The sequence below is a fragment of the Methylobacterium sp. Leaf123 genome (genome assembly GCF_001423405.1).
Taxonomy (GTDB): Bacteria; Pseudomonadota; Alphaproteobacteria; order Rhizobiales; family Beijerinckiaceae; genus Methylobacterium.
In genome coordinates, this window is sequence record NZ_LMNS01000009.1 from 108696 (window position 1) to 121273 (window position 12578).

Annotated in this window: 16 protein-coding genes and 1 tRNA gene; 13 read left to right on the forward strand and 4 right to left on the reverse strand. The window is 71.9% G+C overall.

Annotated elements, in window-relative coordinates; genetic code table 11:
• The first annotated feature begins 24 nt into the window (after positions 1-24).
• The 5 genes from ihfB to ASF53_RS08675 all read left to right on the forward strand — a co-directional run bounded on the left by ihfB (position 25) and on the right by ASF53_RS08675 (position 3131).
• Entirely contained in the window at positions 25-333 is a 309-nt protein-coding gene (ihfB, locus tag ASF53_RS08655) for an integration host factor subunit beta (RefSeq protein WP_003600667.1), read from the forward strand.
• 221 nt (positions 334-554) lie between these two features.
• Positions 555-923 carry a LapA family protein gene (locus tag ASF53_RS08660; RefSeq protein WP_056196994.1) on the forward strand — a complete coding sequence of 123 codons (369 nt, stop codon included), beginning with the start codon at positions 555-557 and terminating at the stop codon, positions 921-923.
• 16 nt (positions 924-939) lie between these two features.
• Positions 940-1587, forward strand: a complete 648-nt coding sequence (locus tag ASF53_RS08665) for a phosphoribosylanthranilate isomerase (protein WP_056196996.1) — start codon at positions 940-942, stop codon at positions 1585-1587.
• Between the two features lie 122 nt (positions 1588-1709).
• Complete coding sequence (gene trpB / locus ASF53_RS08670; protein WP_056196998.1) at positions 1710-2951, forward strand: tryptophan synthase subunit beta; 1242 nt, start codon at positions 1710-1712, stop codon at positions 2949-2951.
• A gap of 103 nt (positions 2952-3054) precedes the next feature.
• A tRNA-Met gene (locus ASF53_RS08675) sits at positions 3055-3131 on the forward strand.
• A 127-nt stretch (positions 3132-3258) separates the two neighbouring features.
• On the opposite strand, the gene ASF53_RS25630 is transcribed toward ASF53_RS08675, so the two are convergent.
• From ASF53_RS25630 to ASF53_RS08690, 3 genes are all read right to left on the reverse strand, one after another.
• On the reverse strand, positions 3259-3495 hold the full coding sequence (locus ASF53_RS25630; RefSeq protein WP_156635441.1) for a hypothetical protein: 237 nt from the start codon (positions 3493-3495) through the stop codon (positions 3259-3261).
• 263 nt (positions 3496-3758) lie between these two features.
• Positions 3759-4274: a hypothetical protein gene (locus tag ASF53_RS08685; protein WP_156635443.1), complete on the reverse strand. Its 516-nt coding sequence runs from the start codon at positions 4272-4274 to the stop codon at positions 3759-3761.
• Positions 4275-4285: 11 nt separating this feature from the next.
• Complete coding sequence (locus ASF53_RS08690) at positions 4286-5377, reverse strand: hypothetical protein (protein WP_056197005.1); 1092 nt, start codon at positions 5375-5377, stop codon at positions 4286-4288.
• A gap of 168 nt (positions 5378-5545) precedes the next feature.
• Here ASF53_RS08690 and ASF53_RS08695 point away from each other — a divergent pair, with 168 nt between their 5' ends.
• Positions 5546-7279 carry a GspE/PulE family protein gene (locus ASF53_RS08695; RefSeq protein ID WP_056197007.1) on the forward strand — a complete coding sequence of 578 codons (1734 nt, stop codon included), beginning with the start codon at positions 5546-5548 and terminating at the stop codon, positions 7277-7279.
• Positions 7279-8493: a type II secretion system F family protein gene (locus ASF53_RS08700; RefSeq protein WP_056197008.1), complete on the forward strand. Its 1215-nt coding sequence runs from the start codon at positions 7279-7281 to the stop codon at positions 8491-8493. Before ASF53_RS08695 ends, ASF53_RS08700 begins: the two co-directional genes overlap by 1 nt.
• A 31-nt stretch (positions 8494-8524) precedes the next feature.
• Here ASF53_RS08700 and ASF53_RS08705 read toward each other — a convergent pair whose 3' ends face one another.
• Positions 8525-9001, reverse strand: a complete 477-nt coding sequence (locus ASF53_RS08705) for a prepilin peptidase (RefSeq protein WP_056197011.1) — start codon at positions 8999-9001, stop codon at positions 8525-8527.
• Between the two features lie 312 nt (positions 9002-9313).
• Here ASF53_RS08705 and gspG point away from each other — a divergent pair, with 312 nt between their 5' ends.
• From gspG to ASF53_RS08730, 6 genes are all read left to right on the forward strand, one after another.
• Positions 9314-9757, forward strand: a complete 444-nt coding sequence (gene gspG, locus ASF53_RS08710; protein ID WP_056197014.1) for a type II secretion system major pseudopilin GspG — start codon at positions 9314-9316, stop codon at positions 9755-9757.
• A 293-nt stretch (positions 9758-10050) separates the two neighbouring features.
• A complete protein-coding gene (locus ASF53_RS24840; protein ID WP_286134244.1) occupies positions 10051-10209 on the forward strand; it encodes a hypothetical protein in 159 nt (52 codons plus the stop codon).
• A complete protein-coding gene (locus ASF53_RS08715) occupies positions 10206-10667 on the forward strand; it encodes a prepilin-type N-terminal cleavage/methylation domain-containing protein (RefSeq protein WP_082482595.1) in 462 nt (153 codons plus the stop codon). Before ASF53_RS24840 ends, ASF53_RS08715 begins: the two co-directional genes overlap by 4 nt.
• Entirely contained in the window at positions 10664-11059 is a 396-nt protein-coding gene (locus tag ASF53_RS08720) for a PulJ/GspJ family protein (RefSeq protein ID WP_056197020.1), read from the forward strand. The genes ASF53_RS08715 and ASF53_RS08720 overlap by 4 nt, the downstream gene beginning before the upstream one ends.
• Positions 11052-11663: a prepilin-type N-terminal cleavage/methylation domain-containing protein gene (locus ASF53_RS08725; RefSeq protein ID WP_056197021.1), complete on the forward strand. Its 612-nt coding sequence runs from the start codon at positions 11052-11054 to the stop codon at positions 11661-11663. Before ASF53_RS08720 ends, ASF53_RS08725 begins: the two co-directional genes overlap by 8 nt.
• Positions 11660-12550: a type II secretion system minor pseudopilin gene (locus ASF53_RS08730; RefSeq protein ID WP_082482597.1), complete on the forward strand. Its 891-nt coding sequence runs from the start codon at positions 11660-11662 to the stop codon at positions 12548-12550. Before ASF53_RS08725 ends, ASF53_RS08730 begins: the two co-directional genes overlap by 4 nt.
• Positions 12551-12578: the final 28 nt, after the last annotated feature.

The following is a 12578-nucleotide window of genomic DNA, read 5'->3' on the forward strand; positions in this document are numbered from 1 at the left end:
GCCCCGCATTCGGAAGAGAGCCGCATGATCAAGTCGGAACTCGTGCTCAAGATTGCTGAGCAGAACCCCCATCTCTACCAGCGCGACGTCGAGACCCTGGTGAACGCGATCCTCGATACGATCGCCGACGCCCTGGCTCAGGGCGATCGGGTGGAGCTGCGCGGCTTCGGCGCCTTCTCGGTCAAGCGCCGCGAGGCCCGCCGCGGGCGCAACCCGCGCACGGGCGAATCCGTGGCGGTGTCGGAGAAGGCGATTCCCGTCTTCAAGACCGGCAAGGAGATGCGCCTGCGCCTCAACCGCGCCGGCATCGGCGACGAGCAGCCGAGCGCCTGACCGCACCCGCGCCGAACGCCGTGACAGGCGTGACTCACGGCGCGGTTTCGACATCGCGGTTCGCCGCGCCCTTTTCGATGCGCCTTGCGCCGAACCGGCATCCCCTTCGGCGTGAAACGCTCTAGTTCTGCGGTCTGAGCCTCGAAACGCCCTCGCTCGAACGCCCTTAGCGGCACCGGTGAGCCCGTGAGGGCCCACGCCGTCCGTCGGAGACCTCTTGCATGATTCGATTTCTGAAGGCGCTGATTCTGCTGCCGATCGCGGTGGTGGTGGTCCTGCTTGCCGTCGCCAATCGCGAAGCCGTGACCCTCTCCTTCGATCCCTTCTCGCCTGAGCCCGTGTTCAGCCTCATCCTGCCGCTTTACGCAGTGGTGTTCGGCTCGGTGGCGCTCGGCATCCTGGTCGGCGGGATTGGAAGCTGGCTCGGGCAGAGCGGGACGCGCCAGCGGGCGCGCTATCACCGCCGTGAGGCCGACCGTCTCGCCAAGGAGGCCGCCGAGCTCAAGACCTTCGGCACGCCGGGCGCGGAGCCGGGCTACGCTGCTGCCGGCACCTACACCGCCCTGCCGGCCCCGGCAGCGGCGCGCTGAGGGCGTCGTTCCGCCCATGGCAGACATCTGCGTCAAGATCTGCGGCCTGAGCACCGAGACGACGCTCGACGCGGCCCTCGACGCGGGCGCCGACCTCGTCGGCTTCGTCCACTTCCCCAAGAGCCCACGCCACGTCACCCTGGAACAGGGCCGAGGCCTCGCGCAGCGGGCGCGGGGGAGGGCGCAGCGGGTCGTGCTGCTGGTCGATCCGGACGACGCCATGCTCGCCGCCGCCATCGAGGCGCTCGATCCCGACATGATCCAGCTTCACGGCCATGAGACGCCGCAGCGTGTCGCAGAGATCCGGGCAAGGATCGGCCGGCCGGTCATGAAGGCCGTCGGCATTGCCGCAATCGCCGATCTTCGCGCGCTCCCGGCCTATGCCGTCGTCGCCGACCGGCTTCTGCTCGACGCAAAGCCTCCCCCCGGCGCGGACCTGCCGGGCGGAAACGGCCGTAGCTTCGACTGGGACATCCTCAACGGGGCGGAACTGCCGGCCGGCACGATGCTGTCGGGCGGCCTCGATGCCGGCAATGTCGGCACGGCGCTGGTGCGAACGCGGCTGGCCGCCGTCGATGTCTCGTCGGGTGTCGAGATCCGGCCGGGCGAGAAGGATCCGGACCGAATCGCGGCCTTTATCGCCGCCGCCCGCCGCGGAGCCTGACCGTCGCAAGTGGCATCCGGCGGTTGCTTCCGCGCGTTTGTCCGGCTGTGCCGCATTGCGGCGACCCGCGCATGGGTCTAGCACGCGAGCTAACCCTCTGATCTTCGCGAAGGACCGTCCCCGTGACGCTGAACCCCGCTCCCAATTCCTTCCGCACCGGGCCGGACGAGCGCGGACGCTTCGGCATCTTCGGCGGCCGTTTCGTGGCCGAGACGCTGATGCCGCTGATTCTCGACCTCGAGAAGGCCTATGCCGACGCCAAGGCCGACCCGTCGTTCAAGGCGGATATGGAATCCTACGGCACCCACTATATCGGCCGGCCGAGCCCGCTCTACTACGCCGAGCGCCTCACCGAGCATCTGCGCGCCCAGGCCCCGGCGGGGCAGGGGGCGAAGATCTTCTTCAAGCGTGAGGAGCTGAACCATACCGGCTCGCACAAGGTGAACAACGTCCTCGGCCAGATCCTGCTCGCCCGCCGCATGGGCAAGCCGCGGATCATCGCCGAGACCGGCGCGGGCCAGCACGGCGTCGCGACGGCGACGCTCTGCGCCCGCTTCGGCCTGAAATGCGTCGTCTACATGGGCGCCGTCGATGTCGAGCGGCAGGCCCCGAACGTGTTCCGCATGAAGATGCTGGGCGCCGAGGTGATCCCGGTCCAGTCCGGCACGCGCACGCTCAAGGACGCGATGAACGAGGCCCTGCGCGACTGGGTCACCAACGTCTCCGACACCTTCTACTGCATCGGCACCGTGGCCGGCCCCCATCCCTACCCGGCGATGGTGCGCGATTTCCAATCGGTGATCGGCATCGAGACGAAGCAGCAGATGCTGGAGATGGAGGGCCGCCTGCCGGACTCGCTCATCGCCTGCATCGGCGGCGGCTCGAACGCCATGGGCCTGTTCCACCCCTTCCTCGATGACCGCGAGGTCGAAATCTACGGCGTCGAGGCGGCCGGACACGGCGTGCAGAGCGGCCTCCACGCCGCCTCGCTCACGGGCGGCCGCCCGGGCGTGCTCCACGGCAACCGCACCTTCCTGCTAATGAACGAAGACGGCCAGATCGCCGACGCCCACTCGATCTCGGCGGGCCTCGATTACCCCGGGATCGGCCCCGAACACGCATGGCTGCACGAGATGGGCCGGGTGACCTACCTCTCGGCGACCGATACGGAGACGCTGGAGGCGTTCAAGCTCTGCTCGATGCTGGAAGGCATCATCCCGGCTCTGGAGCCCGCGCACGCGCTGGCGAAGGTGGCGGAGCTCGCGCCGACCAAGCCGGCGGAGCACCTGATGGTGCTGAACCTCTCCGGCCGCGGCGACAAGGATATCCCGCAGGTGGCGCAGATCTTCGGCCAGACGCTCTGAGGGGGAGAACCTGCGCGAGGGCCGCAACAGACCGTTGACACCCTCGCGCGCTTCTCCCTATATCCCGCCCATCGGACGCCGCGTCAGCGCCGTCCGAGACAGTGGCGGGGTAGCTCAGCTGGTTAGAGCAGAGGAATCATAATCCTTGTGTCGGGGGTTCAAATCCCTCCCTCGCTACCAAATCATCCTTGAGTAGAACGTCGAGACGCCGAGCCCTGGACATCCGTCCGGGGCTTTTTGTTGTTGTGGGTTACCCTCTCGGGATTGAGCTGCTTGGGCCGGGCGAGGAACGCGCCGTCACCTCGCCTCAGTTCCGAAGCGCCGGCTCCAGCGGGAGCGGTCGTAGCGTGACCGGCTGGCCCATGAACGTGGCGGTGAACGGGCGGCCGTTCTGGTCGAGCGTGACGCTGTCGGGGGCGATGGCGGTGATGCGCCAGTTGTCGCGTCCTTCGCCGCGGACGAGCCAGCTCTCGTCGCCACTGCCGTCGTCGATCAACACGCGGGCCTTGCCGCCATCGACGACGATCCCGCGCACGGTCAGCACCGGGCGGCGCGGCTCGCCTTCGAGGATCGCGGCCCGACTTCCCCGCGCGGTCCAATCCCGCCGGCTGGGATCGAACAGGGGCCGGCGAACTGCCGCGCCGCTTGAAGCGGCACTGGGTTGCGGATCGAGAGGCCCTGCGGGGGCCTCGGGCGCCGGCTCCACTCCGAAGGGCCAAATGAAAGCGGCGAGGGCTGCGGCACAGGCAAGCCCGAAAACGGCACGCGGCACGGGGCCGGTCGCGAGGAGGGCACGCCGGATTCCGGTCACGGCGCTGCGCCCGGTGCCGGTGGCGGGATCAGGACGCCGCGGGCGGTCAGGCTTGCCCGCATCACCGTTGGCCGGCCGGTCTCGCGATCCGCCGCGCGCTCGATGCCGAGTTCGGCCTCCTCGAAAGCGATGAAGGCCGCTTCCGTCTCCAGGGCTTGCAACAGCCCATGCAGCCCCTCCGCCGTACCGCGGATCGAGGCGCGCAGGCGCGGCAGGGTGGGGCGGTCGGGATCGGCTTCGAGGTCGGCGCGCTCGACCACCGCTGCCCGAGTGCCCGCCAGGCTTTCGAGACGCGCGCGGAAGACCGCGAGCAGTTCCTCTTCACTTGACCCGGCAAGCGGTATCGGCATCGGCGGACGCGCCGAGGCGGCGCGCGCGCGGGCGAGCCGCTCGCGGCCCACCTCGATCTGCGCGGCGGCCTCGACCGCCTCGCCGACCGGGCCGGCGACGAGCGCAAGGATCAGGCCCATAGCGAACGCGCCGAACAGGATCGGCCGGGCTGGCCCTTCCACGAAAGGCATCCTCACGGCCGGGTTCCCCGGCCGGCGCGGGGCAGCTCGATGAGGAGCCGCAGCCGCCCATCCGCATCGGGTTGGGACAGGCGCAAGGTTGGCGCCGCGAAGCCCGGGAGATGCGCCAACGCGGCGATCGGGGTGGTCTCGTCCAGGGCCGTCAGGGTGAGGTGGACGCCCTCGGCGTCGAGGCGCAGCGACACTGCCGCGACCGTATCGGGAAGGGCTTGCGCCACCGCGTCCCACGTCTCGGCGACCGGCGGTGCGCGTCCGGCCAGGATCGCGGCGGCACCCGCCCGGAGCGGCGCCTGAACCGCCGGACCGGAGGCCCGCCGCGCCTCGGCGAAGGCGGTGTCGAGGGCTGCGAGCGTCGCCTCCTGATGGCGGCGATAGCCCCAGAAGGCGCCGAGCAGCAGCAGGAGCGCAGCGGCGATCAGCGCGAGGTCGCCGCCGCGGCCGCCGCCCGTCAAACTCTGGAGCGCCCGGTGTCCCCCGGTGAGGAGATCGAGCGGCAGACTCCGCGCCTCGTCCGCGCCGACCGTGACGGGACCGGCGGCGATGCCGGCCTGCGCCAGGGCGGCGAGGAGCGGATCGAGCCGCGTCCGCTTGAGCACGACGTGACGCACGCGGATCGTGCGCGCCGGCGCATCCTCGCCCTCGACATACCAATCGCTGTGCACGCTCTCCGCACGGAACGGTGTCGCCGCCTCCAATTCCTGCGCCAGCACCGCGCGCATCCGCGGCAGCACGGCGCTCGGAAGGTTCAGGGTGCGCACGAAGCAATGCGCCGGATCGACGAGAATCTTGGCCCGCACCCCGGCCTGCCCACCGCGGATCGCCGCCAATTGTTCGCCGAAATCATCGGCCGCCGGGTCGAGCCGGAGGGTGCGGGCCTCCCCAGCGCGGCGGTCGGTGAGGATCAGCCCGGTTTCAGTCGGTGCACCGAGGCGGATCGTCAGGAGAGCAGGGGCGCGGTCGCGCCGCGTATCGCTCAGGCCGAGCCAATGGGCGGCCGTATCGAGACCGTCGCGCAGGGCCGCCCGACCACTCGCCCGGAGCGAGGACAGCGCGCGCCCGGATGCGGCAGTTTCGGTGGCACTCACGGGGGCGGCGCTCCCTGGACGGCGCGGGCGCCGGAGAGGAGTTGTTAAGCGTGGCGGCGTTTATGTCGGCTTAATGCGCCGGCCCGCGTTGCCGACGACCTTTGGCTCGGTGCGATCCCGGCCGCGCCGACGGGCCGATCGCGCAAGACGTGCCTTGGAGGCCGGACCATGCTGAGCGTCTGGGGATCGAAGAGCCGTCCGCGGCGGATCCTGCAGGACCGGCGCGGACGGGACCGGCACCGCTGCGGCGCCGGGGAGGCCTTCGTCGAAACGCTGGCCGCAGCGAAGGTTCTCGACGCCGCCGGCCGTGAACGCGCGCTCGTCGCGCTGGACCGGCCGGGCCGGCGGCCTCTGCCCGTGCTGCTCACCGAACTCGGCCTCATCCACGAGGCGGCCCTCATCGCCGCCCTCTCGGAGACCACCGGCCTCGCCGTCCTGCGCGAGGAAGACTGGCCCGCCACCTCCGTCCTGCCGGAGCTGATCGGCGCCGATTACTGCGCCCGCGCGCGCGTGCTGCCCGTGGCCGAGGCGCCCGGCCGGCTCGTCGTCGCCGTGGTCGATGCCTTCGACCCCGAGATCCCGGCGGCGCTCGAACACCTGACCGACCGGTCGGTCGAATGCCGCCTCGTCGGCCCCGGCAGCTTCGAGCGGGCGCACCGGGCCGTCTACGGGGACGCTGCCTCCGACGACGAGGCCAGCGCGGGCGACGACGACGTCGCCCGGCTCGCCGACGTGGCAAGCCAAGCGCCGATCGTGCGGCTTGCCGCGCGCCTCGTGCGCAAGGCCTTCGAACTCTCCGCCTCCGACATCCACTTGGAGGCGGAGGAGGCGGATATGCGGGTCCGCTACCGGGTCGATGGCGTGCTGGTCGAGGCCGAGCGGCTGGCGAAATCGGTGCAGCTCGCGCTTACCACCCGCATCAAGATCCTGGCCGGGCTCAACATCGCCGAGCGCCGCCTGCCGCAGGATGGGCGCATGCGCGCGCCCGACCGCGGCCAGGAGGTCGATATCCGCGTCTCGACGCTGCCGACCGCCCACGGCGAGAGCGTGGTGTTGCGCGTGCTCGACGGCTCGCGCCGGATCGAGGATTTCGCCTCGCTCGGTTTCGATGCGCCGGCCATCGCCCGGATCGAGGCGATGACGAACCGGCCCAACGGTCTCGTCCTCGTCACCGGCCCGACCGGTTCGGGCAAGACGACGACGCTCTACGCGGCGCTGCGGCGCATCAGCGGGCCACATCTCAAGGTCGTCACCGTCGAGGACCCGGTGGAGTACCGGATGGCCGGGGTCAACCAAGTGCAGGCCCATCCCGGCATCGGCCTCGACTTCGCCGCGGCCCTGCGCTCGATCCTGCGCCAGGACCCGGACGTGGTCATGGTCGGCGAGATCCGCGACGCCGAGACCGCCCGCATCGCGGTGCAGGCCTCGCTCACCGGCCATCTCGTGGTCTCGACCCTGCACACCAACTCCGCTCCCGCCACGGTGACGCGGCTGATGGATATGGGCGTCGAGCCCTACCTCATTGCCGCGACCCTCAACGGCGTCGTCGCCCAGCGCCTCGTGCGCCGGCTCTGCGCCGTCTGCGCCGTGCCGGAGCCCGCCGACGATCAGGAGCGCCTGCGCCTCGGCGTGGCCCCAGGTGCACCGCTGAGCCTCAAGCGCGCTTGCGGCTGCGCCGCCTGCAACGGCACCGGCTATCGCGGGCGGATGGTGGTGTCCGAGATCATGCCGCTCGACGCGGCGTTGCGCGGCCTCATCGCCGACGGCGCGGGCGAGCAGGCCATCGCCGCCAAGGCTCGTGCCGCCGGCATGGTGAGCCTGGTCGAGACAGGCCGGGCGCGGGTACTGGCGGGCGACACCACCCTCGACGAGATCGGCCGCGTGCTGGAGGGGCAGATCTGATGCCGCGCTACGCCTACCAGGCCTATGCCGCCGACGGGCGGGCCCGCTCGGGCCGGATCGAGGCCGAAAGCCGCCAACGGGCGGTGGCGCAGTTGCGGGCCGACGGGTTCCAGGTCTTCGCCATCGAGCCCGCCGCGAGCGGTGCGGCGCCGTTCTGGAGCCGCGACCTGTTCGGCCGCGACCGGGTCAACGACGCGGCGCGGCTCGCCTTCCTGCGGGAATTCGGCACGCTGGTGGGTGCCGGGCTGACGGTGGACCGCGCGTTGCGCCTCGTCGAGCGGCAGGCCTCCGCCGCGCTGAGGCCCGTGCTCGCCGACATTTTGGAGCGGGTCGTGGCCGGCGCCTCCCTGTCGCGGGCGATGGCGGCCCACCCGCAGGCCTTTCCGCCGGACATGGTCGACATCGTGCGGGCCGGGGAGGCGACCGGCACGCTCGTCGCCGTGCTCAGCTCGCTGACCGGCTCGATCGAGCGCCGCGACGCGGTGCGCCGCCACCTCACCTCGGCGATGATCTACCCGGCGCTACTGGTGCTGATGGCCATCGGCACGCTGGTGATGATCGTCGTCGTGCTGGTGCCGGCGCTGGCGCCGCTGTTCGAGGGCAGCGGCCGCGCGCCGCCGTTCACGATCCGGGCCGCCGCCGCCCTGGGCGATGGGATCGGCGCGTTCTGGCCCTGGCTCCTCGGCGGCGTGGCCGTGATCCTCCTCGGCTTGGTGCGATCCTGGCGTGAACCCGGCTTTGCCGCGGCGCGTGGGCGGCTGGCACTGCGCCTGCCGCTGGTGCGGGAGATCGTGACCGGGATCGAGCTGGGCCGCATCTGCCGGGTGCTCGGCACGCTGCTCTGCGCCGAGGTGCCGATCCCCGATGCGGTGGCCGCCACGCGGCCGCTCGCGGGCAACCGGGTGTTTCGCGCGGCCCTCGAGGAGGCCGGCCGAAAGCTCACAGAGGGCGGCAGCCTCGCTGCCGGTCTGTCGAGCCTGAAACCGCACGCGCCCTCGACCCTCAACCTCATCGCCAGCGGCGAGCAGGTGAACCGCCTCGGTCCAGTGCTGCTCCATGCCGCCGAGATGCATGAGACGCAGACTCGCCAGCGCATCGACCGCCTGCTCGCCCTGCTCACGCCGCTGGTGACGGTGGCCATCGGCGGCCTGATCGGCGGCCTGATCATCTCCGTGATGGGCGCGATCATGAGCGTCGGCCAACTGGCGCAGTGATCCGTCTTCAAGGGCTTGCGACGGGGCGAGATCAGGCGGTGTGTCCGGCCAGGAGCGCGACGTGCAGCCCGAGGGCCAGGAAGGGGGCGAAGGGCAGACGGGAGGTCCCGTCCAGCCGCCGCCCGGCCAGCACGGCGAGCCCGACCGCGGCCAACGCGCTCAGGCTGGCGACGAGGATCATCAGCGGAAGCCCGGCGAGCCCGGTCCAGGCCGCGGCGGCGGCGATGAACTTCACGTCGCCGAGGCCGAGCCCGGTTCGGCCGCGCAGTCGGGCATAGGCAGCCCGCAGGCTCCACAGCAGCAGGAAGGCGGCGGCCGCTGCGGCGAGGCTCGCTCCGAGCTGCGGCAGCGCCGGTCCGCGCAGGAGGCTCGCTCCCAAGCCGAGGACGAGCAGGGCGAGGTTCACCCGGTCGGGAATGATGCGACGGCGCAGATCGATCGTGGCCGCCGCGACGGTGAGCGGCAGCGGCAGCAGCGCGAAGAAGAGTTCGGACAGGTCAGGCGACACGGCGGTTCAGGCCCGGCTCGGCCGAGGCCGCGCCGCCAGGACTGAGGTGGCGAGACCATCCGCGTGTGTGGCCGGAAGGAGCGGCGTCGCGCGTCGGGGGGCGGTGATCGCTACAGGCCGATGCATGGGCGTCTCCGTCACGGTCGCGGGCCTCTTCCCCCGTAGACGATGCCGGGGAAGGGCATAACAAAGATCAAAAATTCAGGTGGATTCCCGCCCAAGGCGCACCCTTCGCGGCACCGCCCGCAGGGGTTCCTTAGGCTTCGGCCGCCATCCTCCGTGCCAATTCTCAATGGTGGTCGGGCGGCGGCGATGGTGGTCAAGGCAAAGCGGGATCGCGCGGATGCCCGCTCGGGCGAGGCCGGCTTTTCGCTGGTGGAACTCCTCGTCGTCCTGGCCATCATCGGCCTGATCGCGACCATGGTCACGCCGCAGGTGCTCGGTTATCTCGGCCGCGCCAAGGGCGAGACGGCGCGGATTCAAGTGAAGAACATCGCCCAGGCGGTCGAACTCTACTATGTCGACCTCGGCACCTATCCGACGAGCCAGCAGGGGCTTCAGGCCCTGGTCCAGCCGACCGGGCCGGCGTGGCGCGGCCCCTATATCCGCGACAGAAGCGGCCTGAACGATCCGTGGGGCCAGCCCTACCTCTACCGCTCGCCCGGCGCCGGCGGGAAACCGTACGAAGTCTACTCGCTCGGCAGCGACACCAAGCCCGGCGGCACCGACGACGCGGCCGACGTCACGAGCAACTGACCCGAGCCTGATGTCCGCCGGGGACGCACGGCCCCGCCATGGCCAGCGCCTTGGCCGCGAGGGGATCGGACCGGCATGATCCGCTCCGTCCGGTCCTGCACCGGCGACGTGCCCAAGAGCGCCTGCGCCGCGATCGCCATGGCATCAAAGGGCGAAGACGCCGGGACGCAGGACGAATGCCCCTGAGAACGGGGACGGCTAGGCCTGCGCCCGAAAGGTCCGGGAAACCCGTCGGGCCTATCCTCACACCGCTCGCCCGCCTCGGGCGCGGCCGATTCCGGATTGCACCGCCGATGACGCCCCCGCCGCGCCACCGATCCGTTCGCCGCCTTCGGCCGAACTGGGCACGCGTTGCATTCCTGCTCGCACTCCTGCCGGTTGCGGGGCCGGACCTGCGGGCCGAGCCCGCCGCCCTGGCCGCCCGCCTCACCCTGCGCGAGGCCGCGCGGTGACCGGTGCACCGGCCCGCCCCGACACGGCGGGGTTCAGCCTCGTCGAGATGCTCGTCGTGCTGGCGGTGCTCGGCCTCGTGGCGAGTCTCGCGGTGCCGGCGCTCGGCAACCTGCTGCCCGGCCGACGGCTCGACCGCACGGCGAGTGCTGTGGCGGGCGAACTGACCCGCCTGCGCGCCCAGGCGCGCCGCACCGGCGCTTCCGCGAGCCTGATCTTCGACCCCGCCCGCGCTCTCTTCGTCAGCAGCCGCCCCGGAGCAGCGCCGATCCCCGCCGCCGACCTTGCCGTGACGGTGCTGCGGAGCGAGGCGAGCCGGGCCGGGCCGGGCGAGATCCGCTTCCTCGCCGATGGCGGTTCGACCGGCGGCGCGATCCGCCTCGACGGACAGGCCGGCACGCGGCTCCTCTCGGTGAGCCGCCTCACCGGCCGGGTCACCGAGGCGGAGGCGCCGCGATGATTCCGCACTGTCCCGACCACGATGGCGCCGAGGATGGGTTCACCATCGTCGAGATGCTGGTCGCCTTCACGATCGTCGCCCTGTGCACCGTCACGGCACTCCAAATCTCCGCCTCGCTGACGCAGCAGGGCGCCGGGGTCGAAGCGGCCCTGCGCACCTCCGATGAGGCCCAGGGCATCGTCTGGCTGCGCTTTGCCCTCGGCAGTCTTCGGCCCGGCCAGGAAAGCGGCCGCTTCTCCGACGGTAGCCCCTGGGTGCTCACCGTCGCTGATGTCGCCCCCGCTCTCGACTGGCGCGACGTGCCGCCGGTCTGGCATCTGCGCCTGACCCGCGACGACCCGCGCGGCCCGATCGTCTACGAGACCGTCCTGGCGGCGGGTCTCGGTGGCTGAAGCCGGTGCCGGCGCGGCGGCCGGGCCCGATGAAGCCGGCTTCTCGCTGGTCGAGATGCTGGTCTCGCTCGCGTTGATGTCGCTCGTCGCGCTGCTTCTGCTGCAGGCGATTGGCACGGCCGGCCTGCTGTCGCGGTTCGGCGGACGGCTCGCGGCCGAGACCGATCTCGACATCGTCCGCGACCACCTGCGCACCTCCCTGAGCCGCCTCGTGGGGCGCGGCACCGACGGGCGACGTCCGCCATTCCGGGGCGAGCCGGAGCGCTTCTCCGGCATGGTGCTGGCCAGCCGCGATGCCGAGCGGGGCGGCGCGGTGCAGCAGACGGTGTGGGCGGTGCGCCGCGAGGACGGCACGATCGATCTCGTGGAAGCCCGCAGCCTCGGCGAGGACGGCGCCAGCCCGCCGGAGGTGCTGGTGAGCCGGGCGGCGACCCTGCACCTGCGCTATTTCGGCAGCGGCCATACCGATCCGCAGCCGAACTGGCATCCGGCCTGGGGCCGCCGCGACCGCCCGCCGACGCTGATCGAGATCGGCCTCGATTTCCCCCCCGGCGACCGGCGGCGCTGGGCGCCGCTCCTCGTGCCGCTCGGCGTCGGCCAGTGAGCCCGCACCGAACCAAGCGAGAGGGCGAGCAGGGCTTCGTCCTGCCGGCGGTGCTCGCCGTGATGATCGTCGTCTCCGCCGCCGCGCTCATCGCCACCGATCGTCATCGCACCCGCACTGCGGTGGCCGAGAGCCAGACCCGCGGCCTGCGCCTACAGGGACTGGCCGATGGCGCCGCCCGGCTCGTCGCCACGGGGATCGTGCTGGAACGGACCCGCGGGATGCCGGGGCTCGGCCTGCCGCGCAACGGCACCGCCATCGCCTGCGGCCTGCCCGAGGGGCGGCGCCTCGTGCTGGCGCTCCAGGATCAAGCCGGCCTGATCGATCTGAACGCCGCCCCGCGCCCGCTGCTCGAAGCGGGGTTCCGCGCGCTCGGGATCGGCGATGCCGACGCCCTGCGGCTCGCAGCCGAGACCATGGATTACCGCGACCCGGACGACGACCCGGAGCCCGGCGGTGGTGCCGAGCGTCCGCAATACGCCGCACGGGGTCTCAGCTACGGGCCGCGCAACGCACCCTTCGCCAGCATCGACGAGATCGAGCGTCTGCCCTCGATGACGCCGGAGCGCGCGGCGTTCCTGCGCGGAGCTCTGACCGTCTACAATCCCGGCGGCGGCCTCGATCCCGGCCTCGTGCCGCTTCGCGCCCTGGCGGAGGGCGTCGCCGCAGACCGGCTGCGTCCGCACGCAGCCCCGTCCTCCGGCCAATATGTCGAGATCCGCGCCGCCGTCTCGGACGGACGGGGACGCGCCCTGCGCAGTGCGATCGTCTCGGCGAGCGGCACCGGCACCCCGGTCCTGTCCTGGCAGCCGGACGGGCCGGATCTGATCGGCGGCGTGGCCCACCCGGCTTGCGGGCCGCTCACCGCCGCGCTGGTCCGGCCCTGAGCGGGGCCTATCAAATGTCAATCGGTCG

What these genes read in the sequence shown, in the direction of transcription:
- ASF53_RS08700 (WP_056197008.1), top strand. Translation starts at nt 7,279, where the DNA reads ATGCCGCGCTACGCCTACCAGGCCTATGCCGCCGACGGGCGGGCCCGC.
- ASF53_RS24840 (WP_286134244.1), top strand. Translation starts at nt 10,051, where the DNA reads ATGACGCCCCCGCCGCGCCACCGATCCGTTCGCCGCCTTCGGCCGAAC.
- ihfB (WP_003600667.1), top strand. Translation starts at nt 25, where the DNA reads ATGATCAAGTCGGAACTCGTGCTCAAGATTGCTGAGCAGAACCCCCAT.
- ASF53_RS08660 (WP_056196994.1), top strand. Translation starts at nt 555, where the DNA reads ATGATTCGATTTCTGAAGGCGCTGATTCTGCTGCCGATCGCGGTGGTG.
- gspG (WP_056197014.1), top strand. Translation starts at nt 9,314, where the DNA reads ATGGTGGTCAAGGCAAAGCGGGATCGCGCGGATGCCCGCTCGGGCGAG.
- ASF53_RS08695 (WP_056197007.1), top strand. Translation starts at nt 5,546, where the DNA reads ATGCTGAGCGTCTGGGGATCGAAGAGCCGTCCGCGGCGGATCCTGCAG.
- ASF53_RS08720 (WP_056197020.1), top strand. Translation starts at nt 10,664, where the DNA reads ATGATTCCGCACTGTCCCGACCACGATGGCGCCGAGGATGGGTTCACC.
- ASF53_RS08665 (WP_056196996.1), top strand. Translation starts at nt 940, where the DNA reads ATGGCAGACATCTGCGTCAAGATCTGCGGCCTGAGCACCGAGACGACG.